Source organism: Nocardia sp. NPDC127526 (genome assembly GCF_042672265.1).
GTDB lineage: Bacteria > Actinomycetota > Actinomycetes > Mycobacteriales > Mycobacteriaceae > Nocardia.
Map to the genome: position 1 here is coordinate 193,453 of NZ_JBHXVO010000007.1, position 25,782 is coordinate 219,234.

General features: G+C 69.8%; 4 protein-coding genes and 1 pseudogene. 1 reads left to right on the forward strand and 4 read right to left on the reverse strand.

Annotation, left to right across the window (positions count from 1 at the left end):
• Window positions 1-57 precede the first annotated feature (57 nt).
• The 3 genes and pseudogenes from ACFVIV_RS15705 to ACFVIV_RS15715 form a co-directional block, all read right to left on the reverse strand.
• Window positions 58-22,917 (reverse strand): annotated as a pseudogene (locus ACFVIV_RS15705) (non-ribosomal peptide synthase/polyketide synthase); the annotation flags it as partial.
• A 239-nt stretch (window positions 22,918-23,156) separates the two neighbouring features.
• Window positions 23,157-23,915: a precorrin-4 C(11)-methyltransferase gene (cobM, locus tag ACFVIV_RS15710; protein ID WP_379196685.1), complete on the reverse strand. Its 759-nt coding sequence runs from the start codon at window positions 23,913-23,915 to the stop codon at window positions 23,157-23,159.
• Between the two features lie 35 nt (window positions 23,916-23,950).
• Window positions 23,951-24,376, reverse strand: a complete 426-nt coding sequence (locus ACFVIV_RS15715; protein WP_379196687.1) for a PPOX class F420-dependent oxidoreductase — start codon at window positions 24,374-24,376, stop codon at window positions 23,951-23,953.
• Between the two features lie 105 nt (window positions 24,377-24,481).
• Between ACFVIV_RS15715 and ACFVIV_RS15720 the strand changes: the two genes are divergently transcribed.
• Complete coding sequence (locus ACFVIV_RS15720) at window positions 24,482-25,066, forward strand: Uma2 family endonuclease (protein ID WP_379196689.1); 585 nt, start codon at window positions 24,482-24,484, stop codon at window positions 25,064-25,066.
• Window positions 25,067-25,341: 275 nt separating this feature from the next.
• Here ACFVIV_RS15720 and ACFVIV_RS15725 read toward each other — a convergent pair whose 3' ends face one another.
• Window positions 25,342-25,767 (reverse strand): DUF4254 domain-containing protein, encoded by a 426-nt coding sequence (locus ACFVIV_RS15725; RefSeq protein ID WP_379196691.1) that lies wholly within the window; start codon window positions 25,765-25,767, stop codon window positions 25,342-25,344.
• Between the last annotated feature and the right edge of the window lie 15 nt (window positions 25,768-25,782).

Sequence of the window (25,782 nt, forward strand, 5' to 3'; positions counted from 1 at the left end):
CGAGGCCGCAGTCGAGGCGGCGGTCGAGGTCGAGGCGGCAGTCAGCGCCGCGTCCACGTCGAAGGTGGTCTCGTTCCACGTCTTCACGACCAGTTCGCGCTCGGCGGCATCGAGCAGTTCGATATCGCCCACGGCCGCAGCCGGTTCGGTGGTGATGGCGGTCAGCACCCGGATCAAGCGGTCGGCAATGCGGCGGACCGTCTCCTCGTCGAACAGGTCGCGCAGGTAGCCGGCGCGAATGCGCAGGCGGGTGTCGAGCTGGGCGATGAGGGTCAGCGGGTAGTGGGTGGCGTCGGCGGCGTCCAGGCCGGTGACGCCCATGCCGTCGATATCGGCGGCCTGGGCCTGCAGGCCCTCGGCGTCGACCGGGTAGGACTCGAACACCACCAGGGTGTCGAAGAGGCCGCCGATGCCGGCCGCGGTCTGGATGTCGGCCAGGCCGATGTAGTGGTGGTCGAGCAGGTCCGCCTGCTCGCCCTGGGTGCGGGCGAGCAGCGAGCGCGCCGATTCGGACGGGTCGAAGGCGACCCGCACCGGAACGGTGTTGATGAACAGGCCGACCATGGATTCGACCCCGGCCAGCTGCGCGGGACGGCCGGACACGGTGGTGCCGAACAGCACGTCGTCGCGACCGGTGAGGCGGCCGAGCAGGATGCCCCACGCCACCTGGAGCACGGTGTTCGGCGTGACGCCGAGCTCCGCGGCCAGGGCGGTGAGGCGCGCGGTCGCGGCCTCGTCCAGATCGAAGAAGTATTCGCCGGACAGCGTGGCGATCTCGCGGCCCGCATCGGGGCGGGTCAGCAGGGTCGGCTCGGAGACGCCGCGCAGCGCCCGCTTCCAGGATTCCAGTGAGGCCGAACGATCCTGCTGCGCAACCCATTCCAGGAAGTGGCGGTAGGACCGGACCGGCTGCAGCGCGCTGCTGTCGGAGCGGGTCGCGTACAGCACCAGCAGGTCCTGCATGAGCAGCGGCATGGACCAGCCGTCCAGCAGGATGTGGTGGTTGGCCACGGCCAGCTGCCAGGAGTCGGCGGCGGTCTGCACCAGGGTGAAGCGGATGAGCGGCGGCTCGGTGAGGTCGAACCGCTGCATGCGGTCGGCCTCGATGATGTCGCTCGCATCGCCGGTGGCGGTGCGATCGTGCTGCGACCACGCCGCCCGCACGCCGTCGATGACCAGCTGCACCGGAGTGCCGGAGGCATCGGAAACGTAGGCGGTGCGCAGGATTTCGTGCCGGTCGAGCAGGGCCTGCGCGGCGGCGCGCAGGCGGTCGGCGTCGACGCGGCCGGTGAGGGTGAGCACGGCCTGCGCGGTGTAGACGTCCACCGAGGTGGCCGCCAGCTGGGCGTGGAAGAGCAGACCGCCCTGCAGGGCCGACAGCGGCCACACCTGCTGGAGCCCGCCGAAACGCTGTTCCCAGCCGTCGATATCGCGCTGGGTGACGTGCACCAGACCGAAGTCGGACGGCGTGTGCCCGCCCGCCTCGGCCGATTCCGCATGGTGCGCGACAGCGGACAGCGCATTGGTCCACAGCGCCGCGAACTCCGCGATCTCGGCGGCCGACAGCAGCGTGCTCGGGTAGCCGATATTGGCGGTCAGCTTGTCGCCGGTGACGATGGCATTGATATCGATCGGCGCCATGGCCGGCATATCGGCGTCGTACGCGCCGCCCAGGTCGCCCAGCTCGGCGGCCGGGATCCAGCCGAAGCCGCGCAGCGCCTCGGGCACATCGCCCTCGTTGACGCGGCCCAGGTAGTTGAAGCTGACCTGGCCGGGCAGCTGCTTGGGCAGCTGATCGGCGGTGGCCTGATTCAGGTAGCGCAGCAGCCCGTAGCCGATGCCCTTGTCCGGCACCGCGAGCAGCTGCTCCTTGATGGCCTTGATGGCGCGGCCCATGGCCGGGCCGCCGGCCAGGGCGGCGTCCACGTCGATTCCGGTGAGGTCGAAGCGGACCGGGAAGATGGCGGTGAACCAGCCGGCCGTGCGGGACAGATCCGCGCCCGGCACGACTTCTTCCTCGCGGCCGTGGCCCTCCAGGCGGACGAGGGCGGACTTCTCCCCCGCACCGATTCCCTTGTCCGCGCGCCACTTCGCGACGGCCAGCGCCAGCGCGGTCAGCAGACCGTCGTTGACGCCGCCGTGGAAGAGCGCGGGCACGGTGGTGAGCAGCGCCTTGGTGGTCTCGGCCGAGACCTCGACGCGATGCTTCTCGATGACGGCGGTGACGTCCACGGCCGGGTCCATGGGCCGCTCGGTGAGCAGCGGGTCCGGGCCGTCGACGACGGTGTGCCAGTAGTCGAGTTCGGCCAGGCGCGCGTCGGTGGCGGCCTCGCGCTCGAGGGCGTGCGCCCAGGTGCGCATGCTGGTGGCGGGCGCGATGAGCTCGGGGGTCTGTCCGGCGGACAGCTGACCCCAGGCGGTGACGAAGTCCGGCACCAGGATTCGCCAGGTGACGCCGTCGACCACGAGGTGGTGGGCGGCGACGATGAGGCGACCGGCGCGGCTCTGATCGGCGCCCGATTCACGGCCCGCCGTGGTCGGCTCCAGCCAGACGAACCGGATGACCACGCCCGCAGCGGGATCCAGTCGATCGAGGGTGGTATCCAGTGCGGCGGAGGCGATCTCGACGAGCTGATCGTCGCTCACGGCCGCATCGAACTCGACGCGGTCGATGAGGGCGTCCACCTCGATGGTGCCGGGCTCGACGGTCTCCACGATCCAGTCCGCCCCGGGCACCCGGCGCAGGCGGGAGCGCAGCATGTCGTGGCGGTCGATGACCGCGCCGACGGTGGCCGCGATGCCCGCGCGATCGATGCCGATCGGCAGTTCCAAGGCCATGGTCTGGTTGAACCGCCCGAACGAGCCCGGCCGTTCCACCATGAACCGCACGACCGGCGTCAGCGGCATGACACCCACGCCGCCGCCCGGCAGCTCGGTCAGCTGCGGAGCCGAATCGCCCTGGCCGTCGGTGGTTTCCGCGACGGCGGCCAGTCCGGAGACGGTGCGCTGTTCGAACACGTCGCGGGGGCTGAAGACCACCCCGCGCGCCTTGGCCCGCGACACCAGCTGAATGGAGACGATGGAGTCGCCGCCCAGGGCGAAGAACGAATCGTCGATGCCGACCCGCTCCACGCCGAGCACCTCGGCGAAGACCTCGGCAATGGTGTGCTCGACGGCATTGCGCGGCGCGCGGAAGGTGACCTCGGTCGCGAACACCGGCTCGGGCAGGGCCTTGCGGTCCAGCTTGCCGACCGGGGTCAGCGGCACGCGGTCGATGATCATCACCGACGACGGCACCATGTACGCGGGCAGACGCTGCTCGACGTGTGTGGTGACGGTGGCGACATCGATCGTATGACCCGGCGTGGCAACCACATACGACACCAGCGACACCGCGCCCGCGGCGTTCTTGTGGCCGACGGTGACCGCGAAGTCCACGGTCTCGTGCGAGGCCAGGGCCGCGTCGATCTCACCGAGCTCGATGCGGAAACCGCGCACCTTGACCTGGAAGTCGGAGCGGCCGACGTACTCGACCTCACCGGCCGGGGTCCAGCGGACCACGTCACCGGTGCGGTACATGCGCGCACCCTCGACGTACGGGTTGGCTACGAACCGATCGGCGGTCAGCCCCGGGCGGGCGTGGTAGCCGCGCGCCAGCTGAATGCCCGACAGATACAGCTCACCCGCGACACCGACCGGCACGGGGCGCAGACGGTTGTCGAGGATCAGCGACTGCATGCCGCGGATCGGGCCGCCGATCGTGACCAGATCACCCGGCTCGAGCGCCTCGCTGATATTGGTCATGATGGTGGTCTCGGTCGGACCGTAGCCATTGTGGAAGGCACGCATGGTGCCGTCCGCCAATGGAACCGCCCACTTCTCGACCAGGTCGGCCGGAACAGCTTCACCACCGGCGACCAGCACCCGCAGCGAGTCCAGTCCGGCCGGGCCGAAAGTGGACAGCGCGGCGGGGGTGATGAAGGCGTGCGTGGCCCGCTCGCGCTTGATCAGCTCGGACAGCTCCTCGCCGCCGTACACACCCGGCGGCACTACCACGAGGGTGCCGCCCGCGCCGATGGCGAGCAGGAATTCCAGCATGGACGCGTCGAACGACGGCGATGCGAAATGCAGTGCCCGCGAACCGGAGTCGAGCTCGTAGCGAATGGTCTGCTCGAGGCAGAAGTTGGCCAGGCCGGCGTGGGTGACCACGACGCCCTTGGGCACGCCGGTGGAACCGGAGGTGTAGATGACGTAGGCCGGATGCTCCGGCCGCAGCGGCCGCACCCGGTCGGCGTCGGCGATGGCGGTGGCCGCGAAGGCGTCCAGGTCGAGTTCGTCCAGGACCAGCCATTCCACCGATTCCGGCAGATCGGCGCGCACCGAGGCCACGGTCAGGCCGACCGGCGAGCCGGAGTCGGTGACCATGTGGGCAATGCGGTCGGCCGGGTAGTTCGGGTCCACCGGCACGAAGGCCGCACCGGTCTTGGACACCGCCCATTCGGCGAAGTACGAATCCGCGGACCGCGGGACCGCGATGGCGACCAGGTTCTCCGAGCCGATGCCGCGCTCGATCAGCAGGCGCGCCAAACGGTTCGAGCGCTCGTCGAGTTCGCCATAGGACAGACTCGTCCCCTGGAAGACGACCGCGGGCGCGTTCGGGTTGAGCGAAACAGCGTCGGCCAGCAGCTGCGGCAGCGTGCGCGCCGGAACGGCCGGGCGGCCGAAACGGCTGACCAGATCGGCGCGCTCGTCCTGATCCAGGATGTCGATGGCCCCGACCGCGATCTCCGGATTCCCGGCGATCGCTTCCAGCACCCGCAGCCAGCGCTGCGCGAAGCCGTCGGCGGTGGTCTCGTCGAACAGGTCGGTGGCGTAGGTGAGCGCCAGCGCCATGCCTGTGCCGGATCCCGCCCCGCTCCCGCCCGTGTCCCGTTCCGACAGCGTGAACTGCATGTCGAAGCGGGAGATGTTCTCCTCGAGATCCAGCGCGGAGACCGTCAGCCCCGGCAGTTCCAGGCTGGCGCGATCCAGGTTCTGGAAGGCCAGCATGACCTGGAACAGCGGGTTGCGGGCCTGCGAGCGCTCGGGCGCGAGCAGTTCGACCAAGCGCTCGAACGGCACATCGGCATTGCCGAAGGCGTCGAGGTCGGCGTGCCGGGCCCGATCGAGCAGATCCGAGAAGGATTCGGCCGGATCGATGCCGGTGCGCAGCACCAGGGTATTGACGAACATGCCGACCAGGTCGTCCAGCGCGGCCTCGCCGCGACCGGCGACCGGCGTGCCGATGGCGATGTCGTCGCCGCCGGACAACCGGGCCAGCAGCACCGCGAGGGCGCTGTGCATGACCATGAACAGCGAGGAACCCCGCTGGCGGGCAACGTCTTCCAGCGCTGCGAGCAGTTCCGGCGACAGGCTGCGGTGCAGCGTCGCGCCCCGATGCGAGGCGACGGCGGGCCGCGGCCGGTCGGTCGGCAGCGCCAGCTCGTCCGGCACGCCGTCGAGCACGCGCTGCCAGTAGGCGACCTGGCGGGCCATGAGCGAGGACGAATCCTCTTCCGAGCCCAGCACTTCCCGCTGCCAGATGGCGAAGTCGGCGTACTGGATGGCCAGCGGGGCCCAGCCGGGCGCCGCGCCCAGGGTGCGCGCGGTGTAGGCGGTCATGACATCGCGGGTCAGCGGGGCCATGGAGAAACCGTCACCGGCGATGTGGTGCACGACCACGACGAGCACATGCTCGCGAGTGGCAGGCTCGGCCTCAGCGGCGGCACCGTTGGCGGCAGCCCCATCGGCCACAGCCCCATCGGCCACAGCCCCATCGGCCACAGCCCCATGGACGGCAGCCCCGTTCGTCATCCCGGCGTGCTTTTGGCCGGGATCTCCCTCGCCGGTGTGGATTCCGGCCAAAAGCGCGCCGGAATGACGAGGGTCGTCGTCCGGCGCCACTGCCGCTACCGGCGCGGCAACCCGGAACAGGCGGGCGCGCAATGGAACCTGATCCGCGACATTGAAGCCCAGCGTCGCGAAGGCGGTCACCGCCTCGGTCAGCGCCTCCGGCGCGACCGTGACCGGGCGCAGGTCGAGCGCGACCTGCTCGGCCGGGACGACCACCTGCATCGGCGTGCCGCCGTGCTCCGGGTAGCGGGTGCGCAGCGACTCGTGCCGGCGGACCACATCGGCGACCGCAAGTTCCAGTGCGGCGGTGTCGAGTTCGCCGGTGAGGCGGATGGCCAGGGGCAGGTTGTAGGCCGCGGAGGAGGTGTCGTACTGGTTGAGGAACCACATGCGCTGCTGCGCGAACGACAGCGGCACCAGTTCACCGGCGGGGCGCGGGCGCGCGACCAGCTTGGCGCGGGACGCGCCGTCGGCGTGCGATTCGATGCGGGCGGCGAGGGCCTCCACGGTGGTGGCCTCGAACAGGGTGCGCACCGCGACCGTGGTGTCCAGCGCCGCGCCGATGCGCGACACCACCCGGGTGGCGATGAGCGAGTTGCCGCCCAGCTCGAAGAAGTCGTCGTCCAGGCCGACCCGCGGCAGGTCGAGGACCTCCGCGAACACGGCGGCCACGGTCTCCTGCGTCGGCGTCTCCGGCGCGCGGAAGGCGCGGGCCTGCACCGCCGGGGCGGGCAGGGCGCGGCGGTCCAGCTTGCCGTTGACGGTCAGCGGGATGCGGTCCATGACCACGAGGGCGGACGGCACCATGTAGGACGGCAGGCGTTCGGCCGCCCCATCGCGGATGGCGTCGACGGCGGGCGCGACGCCCTCCTCCGGCACCACGTACGCCACGATGCGCTGATCGCCCGGCTGGTCCTCGCGCACGATGACGGCGGCCTGGGCCACGCCCGGCTGGCCGAGCACGGCGGCCTCGATCTCGCCGAGCTCGATACGGAAGCCGCGCACCTTGACCTGATCGTCGGCGCGGCCGAGGTATTCGAGCTCGCCGAAGCGGTTCCAGCGCGCCACGTCACCGGAGCGGTACAGGCGGCTGCCCGGCTCGCCGAACGGGCTGGCGACGAAGCGGGCCGAGCTCAAATCCGGGCGGCCGAGGTAGCCGCGCGCCAGCTGCGGTCCGGCGACGTACATTTCGCCCGCGACACCCACCGGCACCGGGTGCAGGCGGTCGTCGAGCACATGTACGCGCAGACCGGCGATGGCGCGGCCGACCACGGAACCCGTTGCCGCGGCGATGGTCTCGGCATCGAGCACGCGGTGCGAGACGTGCACGGTGGTCTCGGTGATGCCGTACATATTGACCAGCTGCGGACCGCCGGCCCGCACGCCGGTGGCCGCATCGACACAGCCGTCGCCGTGGCGCGCAACCCAATCGGCGAGGCGGCGCAGTTCGAGCGCCTCGCCGCCGAAGACCACGTAGCGCAGGGCGAGGGCCTGGTCGGCACCGGCCGCGGTATGCGATTCGCGGCTCGCCGCGGCGGCAATGCGATCGGCCTCGGCGAGCTGGTAGAACGCCGAGGGGGTCTGGTTGAGGACGGTGACCTGCTCGCGGCGCAGCAGTTCCAGGAACTGCTCCGGCGAGCGCGACACGTAGTAGTCGACGACCACGAGCTTGCCGCCGTAGAGCAGCGGGCCCCACAGCTCCCACACCGAGAAGTCGAAGGCGTAGGAGTGGAACAGCGTCCACACGTCGTCGGGCCCGAAACCGAACTCGCGATCGGTATTGGCCATGAGCCGCACCACATTCCGGTGCGCCACGGCCACGCCCTTGGGGCGGCCGGTGGAGCCGGAGGTGTAGATGACGTAGGCGACGTGGTCGGGGCGCAGCGCGGCCCGGCGGTCGGCATCGGTAATGGGCGCGTCGGCCGCGTCCTCGATATCGCCGGCCTCGAGCGAGAAGCCGTCCAGGGACACGGCGGGCAGCTCGGCAGGCAGTTCGACCTGAACCGTCGAATCGACGATCACGCTGGTCGGCTTCGCGTCCGACAGCACGTAGGCAATGCGATCGGCCGGGTAGGTCGGATCGACCGGCACATAGCCCGCACCGGTCTTGATCACCGCGAGCAGCGCCACCACCAGATCGGCGGAGCGCGGCAGCAGCACCGCGACGAGGGATTCCGGTCCCGCGCCGTCGGCGATCAGCCTGCGCGCCAGCACGTTCGCGCGGCGGTCCAGGTCGGCGTAGGTGAGCTCTTCCTCGCCGAAGCGCACCGCGACCCGATCCGGGTAGGCGGCCACGGCGGCGTCGAACAGCCCGGACAGCGTGGCGTCCGGATCCACGAACTGGTTCAGTCGCGCGGCGGACAGCGCGGAACCGCCGACGGGCAGACGGGTGGCGTGGGCCAGGGCCGCGGCGGCGCTCTCCACGCCCGCGGCGGTCAGGGCGGCCGGATCGACCGTGCTCGCCCGATCGCCGTCGGCCCGGTTGCCGTCCTCGGCCAGCGCCCGCGCGGCCGCTTCGACGGTGCTGCGCGCGGCCCGTGCCACGGCGACGATGTCATCGCCCGCGGACACCCAGCGCTCCGAGACATCGTGGCGCTCGGCCTCACCCAGCAGATCGATATCGCCGACCAGCACGGCCGGATCGTCGGCCACGGTGCGCAGGATGCGGACCAGGCGCTCGGCGAAGGAGGCGATGGTCTCCGGGTCGAACAGGTCGGTGGCGTAGTTCCAGGACAGCCCCAGCGTGCCGTCGGCGCGCTCGCCCACGGTCAGCTGCACATCGAATTTCGCGGTGCCCGCGTCGAATTCGACCGCCTCGATATCCAGCCCCGGCAGCGAGACCGCGCCCGCGTCCTTGGCACTGGCGGCCTCGAAGGTGAGGGCGACCTGGAACAGCGGGTGGTGCGCCTGCGAGCGCACCGGGCTGAGCACATCGACCAGCCGCTCGAACGGCACGTCGGCGTGTGCGAAGGCGGCCAGGTCGGTGCGCCGCGCCTGGGCGAGCAGCTCGCGGAACGGTGCGTCCGGCCGCACCTCGGTGCGCAGCACCAGGGTGTTGACGAACATGCCGACCAGATCGTCGAGGGCCTTCTCGCCGCGGCCCGCGATGGGCGTGCCGATGGCGATGTCGGTGGACCGCGACAGGCGCGCCGACCAGGTGGCCAGCGCGGCGTGCAGCACCATGAACAGGGTGACGTCGTGCTCGCGGGCCAGCGCGGTCAGGCTCCGGTACAGCTCGGCGTCGATCGAGAAGTCGTGGGTGCCACCGGCATTGGTGGCGATCTCCGGTCGCGGCCGGTCGGCCGGGAGCTCGATCTGCTCGGGCAGGTCGGCCAGCTGCCGGGTCCAGTAGGCGATCTGCTCGGCGGCCGTCGATTCCGGATCGGTCTCCGCGCCGAGCACCTCGCGCTGCCACAGCGCGTAGTCGGCGTACTGCACCGGCAGCGGCGTCCAGGCCGGGGCCTCTCCCCCGCTGCGGGCGAAGTAGGCGGCGACCACGTCGCGCAGCAGCGGGCGCAGCGAGAAGCCGTCGGCGCTGATGTGGTGCAGCACCAGGACCAGCACGTGCTCGGTCTCGCTCAGGCTGAGCACCGTTGCGCGGAACGGCAGTTCGCGGGTGACGTCGAAGAAGACGCTCGCCAGCGCGGTGATGCGCGCGGGCAGTTCGGCGGCGGTGACGTTCTCGGCGCGCACCTCGAAGTCGATCTCGGACAGCGCCAGCACCCGCTGGTAGCCGTCACCCTCGACCTCCGGGTAGATGGTGCGCAGCGCCTCGTGCCGGGCCAGCACATCGCCGATGGCGGCGGCGAAGGCCGCGGTGTCGATCTCGCCGGTGAGCCGCAGCGCCACCGGGATGTTGTTGACGGCGGTGCGGTTGTCGAAGCGGTTCAGGAACCACATGCGCTGCTGCGCCGGGGACAGCGGCACCAGCTCCGGGCGTTCCTGCGGCACGAGCGGCGCGCGCGTGCCGGTGCCGACGCGCGATTCCAGTTGCGCGGCAAGGCCGGCCACGGTGGTGGCCTCGAACAGGCTGCGCAGCGGGATATCGGCGTCGAGGGCGGCGGACAGGCGCGCGATCACCTGGGTGGCGATGAGCGAGTTGCCGCCGAGCTCGAAGAAGTCGTCGTCCAGGCCGACCCGCTCGCTGCCGAGGACGTCGGCGAAGACGCCGGCCACGGTCTGCTGCACCGGGGTCTCCGGGGCGCGGTAGGCGGCGACGGCGAAGGTCGGCGCGGGCAGCGCCTTGCGATCCAGCTTGCCGGAGGCATTGAGCGGGAAGGCATCCAGGACCATGAAGGCCGCGGGCACCATATAGGCCGGAAGCTGTTGCGCGAGCGCGTCCTTCACGGCCTCGGTGTCGAGATGCCCGTCGGCCGCGACCAGGTAGGCCACCAGCTGATCGCCGGTGCGCTCGTCCTGGCGCACCACGACGACGGACTGCGCGACGGCGGGCAGCGCGGTGAGCGCCGACTCGATCTCGCCGAGCTCGATGCGCAGGCCGCGCAGTTTCACCTGGAAGTCGGTGCGGCCCAGGTACTCCAGCTCACCGGCCGGGGTCCACACCACCAGGTCGCCGGTGCGGTACATGCGCTCGCCGTGGCCGAACGGGTTGGCCACGAAGCGATCCGAGGTGAGGTCGGCGCGCGCCACATAGCCGGTGGCCAGCTGATCGCCCGCCAGATAGAGCTCACCCGCGGTACCCACCGGAACCGGCCGCAGCCGCGAATCCAGCACGTACACCTGGGTGTTGAAGACCGGCGCGCCGATCGGCACGGAGGCCGCATCGGCCTCGGTCACCTCGTGATAGGTGACGTCGACGGCGGCCTCGGTCGGGCCGTACAGGTTGTGCAGGCGGGCGCCGGTCAGTGCGCGCAGCTGCTGCGCGGTCGGCGCGGGCAGGCCCTCACCGGAGGCGAAGACATTGCGCAGCGAGGTGCACCCGGCGACGCCGTCCTCGGCCACGAATACGGCCAGCATGGACGGCACGAAGTGCAGCGTGGTGACCTGCTCGGCCTGAATGAGGCGGATCAGGTAGGCCGGATCGCGGTGCCCGTCCGGCTTGGCGACCACCAGGCGCGCGCCGACCTGCAAGGGCCAGAAGAACTCCCACACCGACACGTCGAAGGTCGCCGGGGTCTTCTGCAGCACGACATCGTAGGCGGCCAGCGCGTACTGGGCGTGCATCCACACCAGGCGGTTGACGATGGCGGCGTGCGAGACGGCCACGCCCTTGGGGCGGCCGGTGGAACCGGACGTGAAGATGACGTACGCGGTGTTCTGCGGGCGCAGCGGAGTGTGACGCTCGGCATCGGTGATGGGGGCGTCCGAGTAACCCGACAGGTCGATCTCATCGATGCGCAGTACCCCACCGGTCATTCCGGCGTGGGTTTGGCCGGAATCCATACCGGCAACGGCATCACCGGCATTGTGTGGATCCCGGCCAAGAAGCGCGCCGGGATGACGAGAGGAATCGAGCTCGAAACCGTCACGGGCGGTCGTCAGCACGCACACCGGCTGCGCGACATCCAGGACGTACTGGTTGCGCTCCTCCGGGTGATCCGGATCCAGCGGCACGTACGCGCCGCCGGCGGCGATGACCGCGTACATGCCGACGACCAGGTCGAGCGAGCGGCGCATGCCCAGGGCGACAAACGAATCCGGCCCAACGCCCTGCGCGATGAGGTGCCGCGCCAGTTGCCGGACGCGACCGGCGAACTCGGCGTAGGACAGACTCGTCCCCTCGAAGGTGACGGCCATGGCGTCGGGCGTCAGCGCGACCTGGTTCTCGAACAGCGAGACCAGTGTGGCGGCAGCGCCTTCGGCGACCTCGGGCAGCGCCGCGTCCAGATCGAAGGCGGTGTCGTTCCAGGCGTGCAGCACCTGGTTGCGCTCGATGTAGTCAAGCAGCTCCACATCGCCGACGCGCATGACCGGATCGGCGACCACGGCGCTGAGCACGCGCACGAACCGCTGCGCGAAGGTGTCGGCGAACGCGCCGTCGAAAAGGTCGGTGGCGTAGACGAGTTCGGCGGCCATGCCGCGGTCGTCGGCGATCTCGCTCAGCGTCAGCTGCAGATCGAACTTGGCCGTCTGCTGGTCCACGCCCAGCTCGGCCACGCGCAGGCCCGGCAGTTCCAGGGCGGTGCGGCCCAGGTTCTGGAAGGAGAGCATGACCTGGAACAGCGGATGCCGCGCCTGCGAGCGCGCCGGGTTGAGCACCTCGACGAGACGCTCGAACGGCACGTCCGCGTGGGCGAAGGCCTGCAGGTCGCGCTCGCGCACCTGCTGCAGCAGCTCGGCGAAGGTGTCGCCGGTGTCCACCTGCGAACGCAGCACCAGGGTGTTGACGAACATGCCGACGAGATCGTCGAGCGCCTGCTCACCACGGCCCGCGACCGGAATGCCGACGGCGATGTCGTCGGTGCCGCTCAGGCGCGCCAGCAGGGCGGCGAAGGCACTGTGCACCACCATGAACAGCGTGGTGCCGTGCTGCTGGGCGACACGATTCAGGCCGGTGATGAGCTCACCCGGCACCTGGAAGCGGTGCGTGCCCGCGCCGTAGGAGGCGACGGCCGGACGCGCCTTGCTCGACAGCCGCAGCTCGTCCGGCAGGCCGTTGAGGGCGGTGCGCCAGTAGTCGAGCTGCTCGGTGACCAGCGAGCGCGGATCCTCTTCGGAGCCCAGGGTTTCCCGCTGCCACAGCGCGTAATCGGCGTACTGCACCGGCAGTTCCGGCCAGCCCGGGGCCTCGCCGTTGCTGCGCGCCACATAGGCGGTCATGAGATCGCGCACCAGCGGGTTCATCGAGAAGCCGTCGGCGGCGATGTGGTGCGCCACCAGCACGAGCACGTAATCGTCGGCGGCGACCTGGAAGGCCCGCAGCCGCACCGGCAGCTCGGCGGTGACGTCGAAGCCGCGACCGGCGAATTCGTAGATCGCGCCGAATAGTTCGGCCTCGTCGACCTCGACCACGTCGAGCTGCGGAATGGCCCGCGCGGTGGGCAGCACCTTCTGGTAGGCGACGCCCTCGTGCGACGGGTAGACGGTGCGCAGCGATTCGTGCCGCGCCATCACATCGGCGACGGCGCCGCGCAGGGCGTCGAGATCCAGTGCGCCGGTGAGGCGTACGGCCGCGGGGATATTGTTGGCGGCCGAGTCGGTGTCGAACCGGTTGAGGAACCACATGCGCTGCTGTGCGAGCGACAGCGGCGGATGCTCCGGGCGGGTCTGCACGGTAAGGGCCTGGCGCACACCGGTTCCGGCATGCGATTCCACCCGGGCGGCCAGCGCCGCCACGGTCGGGGCCTCGAACAGCACGCGCACGCCGATCTCGGCGTTCAGCGCGGCCGACAGCCGCGCCACGGCCTGGGTGGCGACCAGGGAGTTGCCGCCGAGCTCGAAGAAGTCATCGTCCACGCCGACGCGTTCCACGCCGAGCAGGTCGGCGAAGATCTGCGCGGTGATCTCCTCGATCGGGGTCGAGGGCGCGCGGAAACGCTTGGCCTCGAAGACCGGTGCGGGCAGCGCCTTGCGATCCAGCTTGCCGGAGGCATTGACCGGGAAGGCGTCCAGGACCACCAGGGCCGCGGGCACCATGTACGCGGGCAGCGAGCGGCCCAGCGCGGCCTTCACCGCATCGGCGTCCACCGCGGCGTCCTGCTCGCGGACCACGTAGCCCACGAGCTGATCGCCGGCGTGCGGGTCGTTGCGCACCACCACGACCGACTGCGCGATGCCGGGCTCGGCCAGCAGCGCGGCCTCGATCTCGCCCAGCTCGATGCGCAGGCCGCGCAGCTTGACCTGGAAGTCGGTGCGGCCCAGGTAGTTCAGCTCGCCGTCGGCGGTCCAGGTGACGAGGTCGCCGGTGCGGTACATGCGCGCGCCGGGCGCGCCGTACGGATTGGCCACGAAGCGGTCCGCGGACAGGTCCGGGCGGCCGAGGTAGCCGCGGGCCAGCTGATCGCCCGCCAGATAGAGCTCACCCGCGATACCCGGTGCGACGGGTCGCAGGCGGGCGTCGAGGACGTAGGTGCGGGTGTTCCACACCGGACGGCCGATCGGCACGAACACGGTGTCGGCGTCGGTGACCTCGTGGTAGGTGACGTCGACGGCGGCCTCGGTGGGGCCGTACAGGTTGTGCAGGCGCGCGCCGGTCAGCTCGCGCAACCGCTGTGCCGTCGGCGCGGGCAGGGCCTCACCCGAGGCGAACACCTGCCGCAGCCGCAGCCCCGAGTCCCCGCCCTCGTCATCCCGGCGTGCATTTGGCCGGGATCCATCGCGAGATTCCGGCCAAAAGCGCGCCGGAATGACGGAGGTGGCCTGGTCGCCGAGGGCCGTCACGAACACCGCAAGCATCGACGGCACGAAGTGCGCGGTGGTGATGCCTTCCTCGGCGATGACCTGCGCCAGGTAGACCGGATCGCGGTGCCCGTCGGGCTTGGCGACGACCAGGCGCGCCCCGGTCTGCAAGGGCCAGAAGAACTCCCACACCGATACGTCGAAGGTGGCCGGGGTCTTCTGCAGCACCGCGTCGTCCGCGCCGATGGGGTACTCGTGCTGCATCCACAGCAGGCGGTTGACGATCGCCCCGTGCTCGACCGCGACGCCCTTGGGGCGGCCGGTCGAACCGGAGGTGAAGATGACGTAGGCGGTGTGTTCGGGCGAGATCGCCTGTCCGCGTTCCGCATCGGTGATCGGCTCGGCCGAGTAGGCGTCGAGATCGATCGAATCCACCTCGAGCACCGGCACATTCCGGCCGGTCACGAAGTCGTCGCGCCCGGTGGTGAGAATGGCTGCCGGGCGGGCGGTGTCCAGCACGTAGTCGATGCGCTCTTCCGGCTGGTCCGGATCCAGCGGCACGTACGCGCCGCCGGCCTCCAGCACCGCGTACATGGCGACCACGAGATCGAGTGAGCGCCGGATGGCCAGCGCGACAAGCGATTCCGCGCCGACGCCGTCGGCCATGAGCTTGCGGGCCAGCTTGTGCACGCGTGCCGAGAACTCGGCGTAGGACAGACTTGTCCCCTCGAAGCTGACGGCAGGCGCATCGGGGCTGTTCAGAGCCTGTGCCTCGAAGAGCGAAACCAGCGTCGCCGCCTCGGTTCCGGGCAGCGCGGGCAGCACCCGGGCCAGCTCGAAGTCCGTGCCGTTCCAACCCGAAAGCACGCGCTCGCGCTCGTCGCCGATCAGCAGGTCGATATCGCCGATCGGCCGCTCCGGATCGGTCGCGACCGCGTCCAGGATCAGATCCAGCCGGTGCGCGAACGCCGCGACGGTCGACTCGTCGAAAAGATCCAGGGCGTAGGAGAACTCGGCGGACATGCCCGCGTTCTCACCGTGCGCGTCCTGGGTCTCCTGCAGGGTCAGCTGCAGGTCGAACTTGGCCAGGCCCGGGTCGTAGTCGATGCCGTTGACCGAGAGTCCGGGCAGTTCCAGGCTGGCCTGCCGGGTGTTCTGGAAGGTCAGCATGACCTGGAACAGCGGATGCCGCGCCTGCGAGCGCGCCGGGTTGAGCACCTCGACGAGGCGCTCGAACGGCACATCGGCGTGCGCGAAGGCGTGCAGGTCGGTATCGCGCGCGGTGGCGAGCAGATCGGCGAAGGTGGTGTCATTGTCCACCTCGGTGCGCAGCACCAGGGTGTTGACGAACATGCCGATGAGGTCGTCGAGCGCGGCCTCACCGCGGCCGTGCACCGGGGTGCCGATGGCGATATCGCTGGTGCCGGACAGCCGGGCCAGCAGCACCGCCAGCGCGGAGTGCAGCACCATGAACAGCGAGGCATTGTGCCGGCGGCCCAGATCCAGCAGGCGCTGCTGGGTTTCGGCGGAGATGGCGAACGGGTAGGTGCCGCCGCGGTAGCTGGCCACGGCCGGCCGCTGCCGGTCCCAGGGCAGCACCAGCTCGTCCGGCAGATCCGCCAGGCCCTCGCTCCAGTACCGGATCTGCTTGAAGATCAGCGAATTCGGATCGTCCTCGGAGCCGAGCACCTCGCGCTGCCACAGCGCGTAGTCCGCGTACTGCACCGGCAGTTCGGCCCACGCCGGGGCCTCCCAGGAGGTGCGGGCCGCGTAGGCGACCATGACGTCGCGGGCCAGCGGGCCCATGGACCAGCCGTCGGCGGAGATGTGGTGCACCACCATGCCGAGCACGTATTCGGTCTCGCTGATCTCGAACAGCCGGGCGTGCAGCGGCACCTCGCCGGTGACGTCGAAGGCCATGGTGGCCAGCTCGATGAGGTGCTCGATGAGGTTGGACTCGGTGACCGGCACCGGGGTCAGGTCGGGCACGATCTGCGCGGCGTCCTGGACCCGCTGCACCGGTCCGTTCGGGGTCTCCGGGAAGACGGTGCGCAGCGACTCGTGCCGGTCGATGACATCGATGACGGCGACCTGCAGGGCCGCGATATCGAGCTCGCCGGACAGCCGGATGGCGACCGGGATGTTGTTGACCGCCGAGGCGGTGTCGAACCGGTTGAGGAACCACATGCGCTGCTGCGCAAGGGAAAGCGGGATATCGGCCGGACGCTCGCGGGCCACGAGGGCCTTGCGGCCGCCGTCGCCGACATGCGATTCCACGCGCGCGGCCAGGGCCGCCACGGTGGCGGCCTCGAACAGCATGCGCACCGGGACGCGGGTGTCGAGGGCGGTGCCGAGGCGGGTGGCGACCTGGGTCGCGATGAGCGAGTTGCCGCCGAGTTCGAAGAAGTCGTCGTCCACGCCGACGCGGGCGATGCCGAGCACCTCGCCGAAGATCTGGGCGACGATCTCCTCGATCGGCGTTGTGGGGGCGCGGAATTCGCGCACCTCGAAGCGCGGCGCGGGCAGCGCCTTGCGATCCAGCTTGCCGGAGGCGTTGAGCGGGAAGGCATCCAGCACCACGAAGGCCGAGGGCACCATGTACGCGGGCAGCGTGCGGTGCAGCCAGGTCTTGACGCTGTCGAGGTCGACCGGGCCGCCGGTCACCAGGTAGGCGACCAGCTGATCGCCGGCGACGGTGTCCATGACCAGCACGACCGCCTGGCTGACCGCCGGGTGGTCGAGCAGCGCGGTCTCGATCTCGCCGAGCTCGATGCGCTGGCCGCGGAACTTCACCTGGAAGTCGGTGCGGCCGATGTATTCCACGACGCCGGGCTCGATCTGGCTCCAGCGCACCAGATCACCGGTGCGGTAGAGGCGGGAGCCGGGTGCGCCGAAGGGGTTGGCGACGAAGCGTTCCGCGCTCAGATCGGGGCGGCCGTAGTAGCCGCGCGCGACCTGCGCGCCGCCCAGGTACAGCTCACCCGGCACACCGGCGGGGACCGGGCGCAGGCCGCCGTCGAGGACGTAGGTCTGCGCGTTCCACACCGGCCGGCCGATGGGCACCGAGGTGACGACCGGCTTGTCGATGGGCGCGTAGGTGGCGTGCACGGTGAACTCGGTCGGGCCGTACAGGTTGTGCACGGCCGCGGTGGAGAACTTCCGGAAGGCGGTCACGGTGGCGGGCGGCAGCGCCTCGCCGGCGACCAGAACCGAACGCAGCGACAGGCATTCGGCCGCCGAGGCGCTGGAGGCGAAGACCGACAGCATCGACGGCACGAACGAGGTCATGGTGACCCGGTGCCGGCCGATGACCTCGGACAGGTACAGGGGATCGCGGTGCCCATCGGGGGCGGCGATGACCATTTGCGCACCGACGGCGAGGGTGCCGAACAGCTCCCACACCGACACGTCGAAGGTGACCGGCGTCTTCTGCAGGATCACATCGGTGTCGTCGATGCCGTATTCGGCGGTGATCCAGGCGATCTGGTTGAGCACCGCCGAATGCCGGATGGCCACGCCCTTGGGGCGGCCGGTGGAGCCGGAGGTGTAGAGCACGTAGGCGGCGTTCTCCGGGCGCAGCTCGCCCAGGCGCTCGGCCGGGGTGATGCGGGAGTCGTCGAACTCGAACAGCTCCAGCCGATCCAGGTGCAGGACCGGGCAATCCGCGCTCTCCACGGCATCGTCGGTGGTGGTGAGCAGGACCACCGGCTTGGAGCTGGCCAGCACGTAATCGGTGCGCTCGGCCGGGTGATCGGGATCGACCGGCACATAGCCGCCGCCCGCGGCCAGGGTGGCGTAAATGGCGACCAGCATGTCCACCGAGCGGCGAATGCCGACCGCCACCAGCGATTCCGGTCCGACGCCCTCGGCGATGAGCTTGCGCGCCAGGCGGTTCACCCGGCTGGAGAACTCGGCGTAGGTGAGTTCGGCGGCGGGGCCGAACATGCCGCCGCTGCGCTCGCCCGGATCGAAGATCAGGGCGGTGGCGTTCGGGCGGATGCGGACCTGCTCCTCGAACAGGTCCAGCACCGAGACCACTTCGGGCAGCGTGCGCGCGGTGTGGTTCCACTCGGTCAGGACGGTGGCGCGCTCGCCCTCGTCCAGGATGTCGATATCGCGCACCACGGTTTCCGGTGCGGCGACGGCGGTTTCGAGCACGCGCAGGTAGCGCCGGCCGAATTCGGTGACGGTGCGGGCGTCGAACAGGTCGGTGGCGTAGGACAGCACCACCGACAGGCCGTTGGGCTCGCCGCTCAGGCCGCGCTGCTCGGTCAGCGTCCACTGCAGGTCGAACTTGGCGATGTCGACCTCGAGCTCGTCCGCGGAGACGGTGAGGTCGGGCAGCTCCATGGAGCCGTGCGACATCTCCTGGAACGACAGCATGACCTGGAACAGCGGATGCCGCGCCTGCGAACGGGTCGGGTTGAGCACCTCCACGAGGCGCTCGAAGGGCACGTCGGTATTGGCGAAGGCCGCCAGATCGGTTTCCCGGGTGCGGGACAGGAAGTCGGTGAAGCGTTCGGCCCCATCCACTTCCGAGCGCAGCACCAGGGTGTTGACGAACATGCCGATCAGGTCGTCGAGGGCCTGCTCACCGCGTCCGGCGACCGGGGTGCCGATGGCGATATCGGTGGTGCCCGAGAGCCGGGCCAGCAGCACCGCGAGCGCGGAGTGCATCACCATGAACAGCGAAACGCCCTGGGCGCGTGCGAGTCCGGCGAGCTGCGTGTGCAGGTCGGCCGGAATGTCGAAGGTGACGCGGTTGCCGCGGAAGCTCTGCACCGGCGGGCGCGGGCGATCGGCGGGCAGGTCCAGCTGATCCGGCAGGCCCGCCAGCGCGGCACGCCAGTAGGCGATCTGGCGCGCGGCCATGGACTCGGCATCGGATTCCGAGCCCAGCAGTTCGCGCTGCCAGATGCTGAAGTCCTGGTACTGCACCGGCAGCGGGGCCCAGCCGGGCTGCTCCCCGGCCACCCGCGCCAGGTAGGCGGCGGTCATATCGCGCGAGAGCGGGCCGAAGGAGAAGCCGTCCGCCGCGATGTGATGCACCACGAACGCGACGGCGTAGTCGACGGTGTCGCCGTCGGCCGCGCCGACCTGGAACACCCGCACCCGAATGGGCAGCTCGCGCGTGACATCGAAACCGCGCGAGGCGAATTCGGCCAGGGCCTGGTGCAGCCCGGCCTCGTCGATGGCGACGAGCTCGATCCCCAGATCGACCTCGTCCATGGGCAGCACGCGCTGGAAGCCGCCGTCCCCGGACTCCGGGAAGACGGTGCGCAGCGATTCCTGCCGCGCCACCACATCGGTGAGCGCGAGCTGCAGCGCCTCGATGTCCACGCGCCCGCGCAACCGCACCACGAAGGGCAGGTTGTAGGTCGGGACGCTGGGATCGAACTGGTTGAGGAACCACATGCGCTGCTGGGCCAGCGATAGCGGCACCCGGTCCGGGCGCTCCTGCGCGACCAGCGGCGGCCGCGAAACATCGGCCGGCCCGGCGGATTCCACGCGCGCGGCCAGGCCCGCCACGGTCGGCGTCTCGAACAGCGCGCGCACGCCCAGGCGGGTGCCGAACGCGGCCGAGATGCGCGCCACCACCTGGGTGGCGACCAGCGAGTTGCCGCCCAGATCGAAGAAGTTGTCGTCGATGCCGACCCGCTCGTGGCCGAGCACATCGGCGAACACGCCCGCCACGATCTCCTCGGCGGCGGTGCGCGGCGCGCGGTAGCCGGCGGCGTCGGCGCTGAACACCGGCTCGGGCAGGGCCTTGCGGTCCAGCTTGCCGGAGGTGTTGAGCGGGAACGCGTCCAGCACCATGATCGAGGCCGGGACCATGTAGGACGGCAGCTTCTCGGCCACGAACCGGGTCAGCTCCGCCGGGTCCACGGTGTGGCCGGGCGCGGGCACCACGTAGGCGACCAGCTGCTGGCCGGTGGCGGTGTCCATGACCAGCACCGCGGCCTGGCTGACGGCCGGATGCGCGAGCAGATCGGTCTCGATCTCGCCGAGCTCGATGCGCTGGCCGCGGAACTTCACCTGGAAGTCGGTGCGGCCGATGTACTCCAGCGCGCCGTTCTCCATCCAGCGCACCAGGTCGCCGGTGCGGTACATGCGTTCGCCGGTGGTGGAGAACGGGTTTGCGACGAAGCGGTCCGAAGTCAGGTCGGGGCGGCCCTTGTAGCCGCGCGCCAGCTGGCGTCCGCCCAGGTACAGCTCGCCGAACGCGCCGACGGCGGCCGGGCGCAGCCGCGAATCCAGTACGTAGACTTCGACATTCCACTCGGGCACGCCGATCGGCACGTGGGTGGTGTCGGCGGCGGTGTTCTCCCAGTAGGTCACCGAGACCGCGGCCTCGGTGGGGCCGTACAGATTGTGCAGTCCCGCACCGGTAATGGCGCGGAAGCCCGCGCCGGTCTCCGGCGGCAACGCCTCACCGATCACGAAAACGTGCTTCAGCGTGGCGCATTGCGCAGCGGAAGCATGCGCCACGAAAACCGTCAGCATGGACGGCACGAAGTCGGTGACGGTGACGCCGTGGCGGTGGATCATGTCCGCCACGTACAACGGATCGCGATGCCCGTCCGGGGTGGCGACGATCAGCTTGGCGCCCACCATGAGCGGCAGGAAGTAGCCCCACAGCGAGACGTCGAAGGTCTGCGCGGTCTTCTGCAGGTACACATCGTCGGCGGTGAGCTGGTACTCGTCCAGCATCCACAGCTCTTGGTTGACGATGGCGTGGTGGGTGACCGCGACGCCCTTGGGGCGGCCGGTGGAACCCGAGGTGTAGATGACGTAGGCGGTGTTGTCCGGGCGCAGCGGGGCGATGCGGTCCGCGTCGGTGAGCGGTTCGGCCGAGTACTCCGACACATCGAGGGTGTCGATCTCCAGGCGCCGCACCGACTCCGGGAGTTCCAGCTCGTCGCGGGCGGTGGTGAGCACGCAGACCGGGGCCGCGGATTCCAGGATGTAGGCGGTGCGATCGGCCGGGTGGTCCGGGTCGATGGGCACGTACGCGCCACCGGCGCGCAGCACCGCGTGCATGCCGATCACCAGCTCGAGAGACCGCCGCATGCCCAGGGCCACAAGCGATTCCGGGCCCACGCCATCGGCGACGAGGTGGCGGGCCAGCTGGTTCACCCGAGCGCCGAATTCGGCGTAGGTGAGCTGCTCGCCCTCGAATTCCAGGGCGATATTGTCCGGCGTCAGCGGGATCTGCGCGTCCAGCAGGTCCGGCAGCGTGGTGGTCGGCACCTCGTGGCCCGACTCGTTCCACTCCAGCAGGGTGCGGGTGCGCTCGGCCGCGGTGGTGATGGGCAGCCCCCACACGGGCTGGCCCTCCCCCGCCGCCAGGAAGCGGTCGAAGAACTCCAGGAACCGGGCGTGATGCTGCCGGGTCTCGTCCTCGGAGTACAGGTTCGGATTGGTCTCGAAATCGATGTGATTCCGGGTGCCCTTGACCGACTGGTAGAAGTTGACGCCCAGGTCCTCGATGGAACCGGTCGACAGAACGCTGTACTCACCCGTGATGTCGCCGAGCACGACCTCGTTGTGGAACAGCATGATGTTGACCCACGGGCCGAAGAACTCCCGGGTCACCACGCCCTCGCCGGCGGAATCGCGGCGAATGTCCTCGTGGCGGTAGCGCTGGTGGCGCAGTGCGCCGGACACCTCGACCGCCACCTGCTTGAGCAGTTCGGTGACCGTGGTCTCGGGGCCGACGTGCAGGCGCAGCGGCACGATATTGGACACCGCGCCGCCGGAGCGCCGCATGATGGCGGTGGTGCGCGCGGTCACCGGCAGGCTGAGAATGACGTCGGCGGAGCCGGTCCACTGCGCCAGGTAGGCGGCGAAACCGGCGATGAGCAGCGCCGCGGGCGACGAATCATGGCGGGCCACAGCCTCGTCCAGCAGGCTGGACTGGTCCTGACTGAGGGCGGCGGTGGCCACCCGGTTGACCGCGGCGGGCGGGGCGGAGCGGCCCGCGAGGCTGGTGCCGTCCTCGAGACCGGCGATGCGCTCGGCCCAGTGCTCCTTATCGGCGGCGAAGCGGGTGCTGTCGCGGTACGCGAATTCCTGCTCGACCAGCGTCTGCAGATCGGTCAGCTTGTGCGGGGCGGGTTCCTCGCCGCGCACGGAGGCGGTGTACAGCTCGGCGACGCGCTGCATGTAGGTGACCGCGCCGAAGCCGTCCAGCACGATGTGGTGGATGCGCGCGTACCAGTAGTAATGGCCGTCACCCACCCGGATCATGCAGGTCTTGATGAGACGGTCCGCGGTGAGGTTCAGCGGCGCGGAGTAGTCCGCGCGCATCCACTCGTGGGCCGCGGCGACCGGATCGGCGGCCTCGCTCAGATCGACGTGGTAGATGGTGCGGTCCAGCGTGGGATCGACCATCTGCATGGGCTCGCCGTCGCGTTCCACAATGCGCAGGAAGCCGGAGCCGAACTCCTCCGAGCCGCGCACCATGGCCTGTTCGAGCAGCGGAATGTCCAGCTCACCGCGCAGCTCCACGAACTGGGCGATATTGATCGGCACCTGCGGGTCGACGTGCTGGGCGTACCAGATGCCGAGCTGCGCAGGCGACAGCGGGAAAAGCGCGCCCGAACCCGGTGCGATTTCGCTGCCAGCTTCGCCGTTGCCGCCGAAATCCAGCCGGTCCAACACTAACCTCGCTTCCGGAACACCACGCAGAGCGCTCCCCGCCGAAAAACCCGAACAGGACGCCACCGCTGCTTCAGCGTGGCGTCCGTGGTTCGGGAGTCACTTCACGTAATTTGTTGTTCTTGAGATCCTCTGGGGTACCGCCCAGCCGCGCAGTCTTGTTACATGGGCGTGGTCACGCCCAGCGGCACGGAGCGAGCCGTTCTCGGAACCTTGTGGATGCACACCCGCTCCAATCTACCGCCAGCCTCGGCTCCGCAAACAGAAAGGGCCATAGCCCTTTGCTATCACCGCATTTCGCTCTTTCAGCGAGTGATGTGCGTCCTGTCACGGGCCGGGTCGTACAGATGTGATTGCGCACAATCCACCGATTTCGCCAGCGCCCGGCCGACCAGGATGACGGCGGCTTGCCGCAGGTCAGCGGCCTCGACCTGGTCGGCGATATCCGCGAGAGTGCCGCGCAGGACCCGCTGTTCGGGCTGACTCGCCCGATAGACCACGACAACCGGACAATCTTCGCCATAGGAGGCGACCAGTTCGTCCGCAAGTGTCCGGATTCGAGTGATAGCCAGATGCAATGCCAGGGTGGCCCGGGTGCGGGCGAAGGTGCCCAGCGCCTCCGATTCCGGCATGGCCGTCGAGCGCGCCTGTGTGCGCGTGAGCACCACCGACTGCACCAGCTCCGGCACCGTCAGCTCCGCGCCGACCAGCGCCGCGGCCGCCGCGTAGGCGGGCACGCCGGGCGTCACATCCCAGGGGATGCCCGCGGCATCGAGCCTGCGGGTCTGCTCCGAGAGCGCTGAATATATGGAGGGATCCCCCGAGCACAGCCGCGCCACGTCCTTGCCCGCGGCGTGCGCCCGCGCACAGTGCGCGATGATCTGGTCCAGGTCCAGGCCCTGGGTATCGATGAGCTCGGCCTCCGGCGCGCAGTGGCCGAGCACTTCCGGATCCAGATAGGTCCCCGCATACAGGCACACCGGGGAGTTCCGCAGCAGCTCGACCGCGCGCACGGTCAGCAGATCCGCCGCCCCCGGCCCGGCCCCGATGAAGTGCACTGTCATGGGGCCGAGTCTGTCATGCGGTCCCGCCCGGACCGTCAGCCAGTGACGTCGAAGTGCGCGATCACCTTCGCCGGCTTCAGCCGCACCGCCAGCTCACCCGGGACCCCATTGCGCTTGCCGAATTCCTCCGCCCGATCCGCGCCCATATAGCGGCCCCCGATAAGAGTGGCCGTGCGCACCAGCTCATCGAGATCCTCGGAGACCTCGGCCACTCCTTGCACCTGCACGTAGGCATAGGGCGGCTCTTCCAGGTCCACACACAGGCTCAGCCGCGGATCCCGCGCAATCCGCCTGCCCTTGGCAGAGGTCTTGCCGGTATTGAAAACCAGGTCGTCCCCATCGACGATGAACCAGACCGGGACCACCAGCGGCCGCCCATCCCCCGCCACCAGCGCCAACTTGCCCGTCCGAGTCCCGTCGGACAAAAACTCCCGCACACGCGGATCTGAAAGCGAGGCCATACCCGACACCGTACGACTCCGAATGTTCAGCAACCGCACACCACACCGCGCCAGACAGGAACCACCGAACCCGGCCACCCGTAGAATCGACGCAGGAGGCAGGCCATGACAGCCATCGACCGGGAACCGGACCTCACAACCGACGATTTCGAGGCCCTCGCGCGCGCGGCCGAGCGCGAAACCGAAGGTGTGCAGCTCGAGTACATCGGCGGACGACTGGGGGTCAAAGCTGTGCCGGACGGTGACCACAATCGCATCTTCCTGTGGCTGATGCTGCTCCTGATGCCGTTCAGTCCCGGACTGATCCTGCATCCCGGTCAGGGCCTGAAAGTGGCGACATACGGCAAGGGCCGAGCCCGCCCCGATGGCGCTCTGGCCCCCTTGGACGCTTTCGTCGGAACCGATGAATGGGCCCCGGTCGAACCTGTAGTCATGGCCGTCGAGATCACCTCCCGCGACACGGACACGAACAAGCGCGACCGAGTCGAAAAGCCCACCGCCTACGCCCAATCCAAGATTCCCATCTATCTCCTGATCGATCGGGACAAGGCCGAGGTGATCGTGTACAGCGAGCCCGACGGCACCCGCTACGAGGAGGCCCGCCGCTTCGCCTTCGGACGGCCGGTACCACTTCCCGCTCCCCTGAACATCACCCTCGACACCACACCGCTCCAGGATTGGGTCGACTGACCGCTGATAGACATCCGCGCGGCATCACCTTTCACCAGCACTTGTCTACGGCCATCTCGTAGATGATCTCGAGGCCGTCCTCGTCGTCCCATTGTTCTCCGACCTCGACGAAGCCGTGCCTTCCGCGAGCGCCTCGAATGTCCGGAGGTTCAAGTGCACTATGCGAACGTTCGGTGAAACACGACTGTCCGCAGCGACCTGACCGTTAGACATACGAGTGGGACATGATGGCGGGCAGTCGGCGGGAATCCTTATGCCATGTCCCACTATTGGTTTCAGTGGCCACCGGGCAGGCGGCGGTGCCCGGTGCGCACTTCGGACGCCAAATCCTCATAGCCGATGGCCAATTCGGCCAACCGCTCCCATACCGTCGTCAATTCCCGGCCGGAGGCATCGGCCAACGCCGAGAACGCGTGGGCGGTCAGCTGCGCCAGCCGGTCGATGACCGCTCCGAGGGTTTCGGTGTGCACCCGGGCCGCGCCGTGCGAGGGCGGTAGTTGCGCGGTGACCCAGCGGTCGATCTCGTGCATCAAATCCATGCGGAGTAGCTCGAGTTCGACCAGCTGTTCCGGGGCCGCTGCCAATCGGCGCTCATGGACCTCGGCCAGGTGATTGGCCGCCCGCAATAGCGGATGGCCCGGAAAGCCGGTTCCCCGGCAGGCCCGGAGGACTTCGTTTTTCGATGGCAGCGTGTCCCTCATCGCGACTACTCCTGT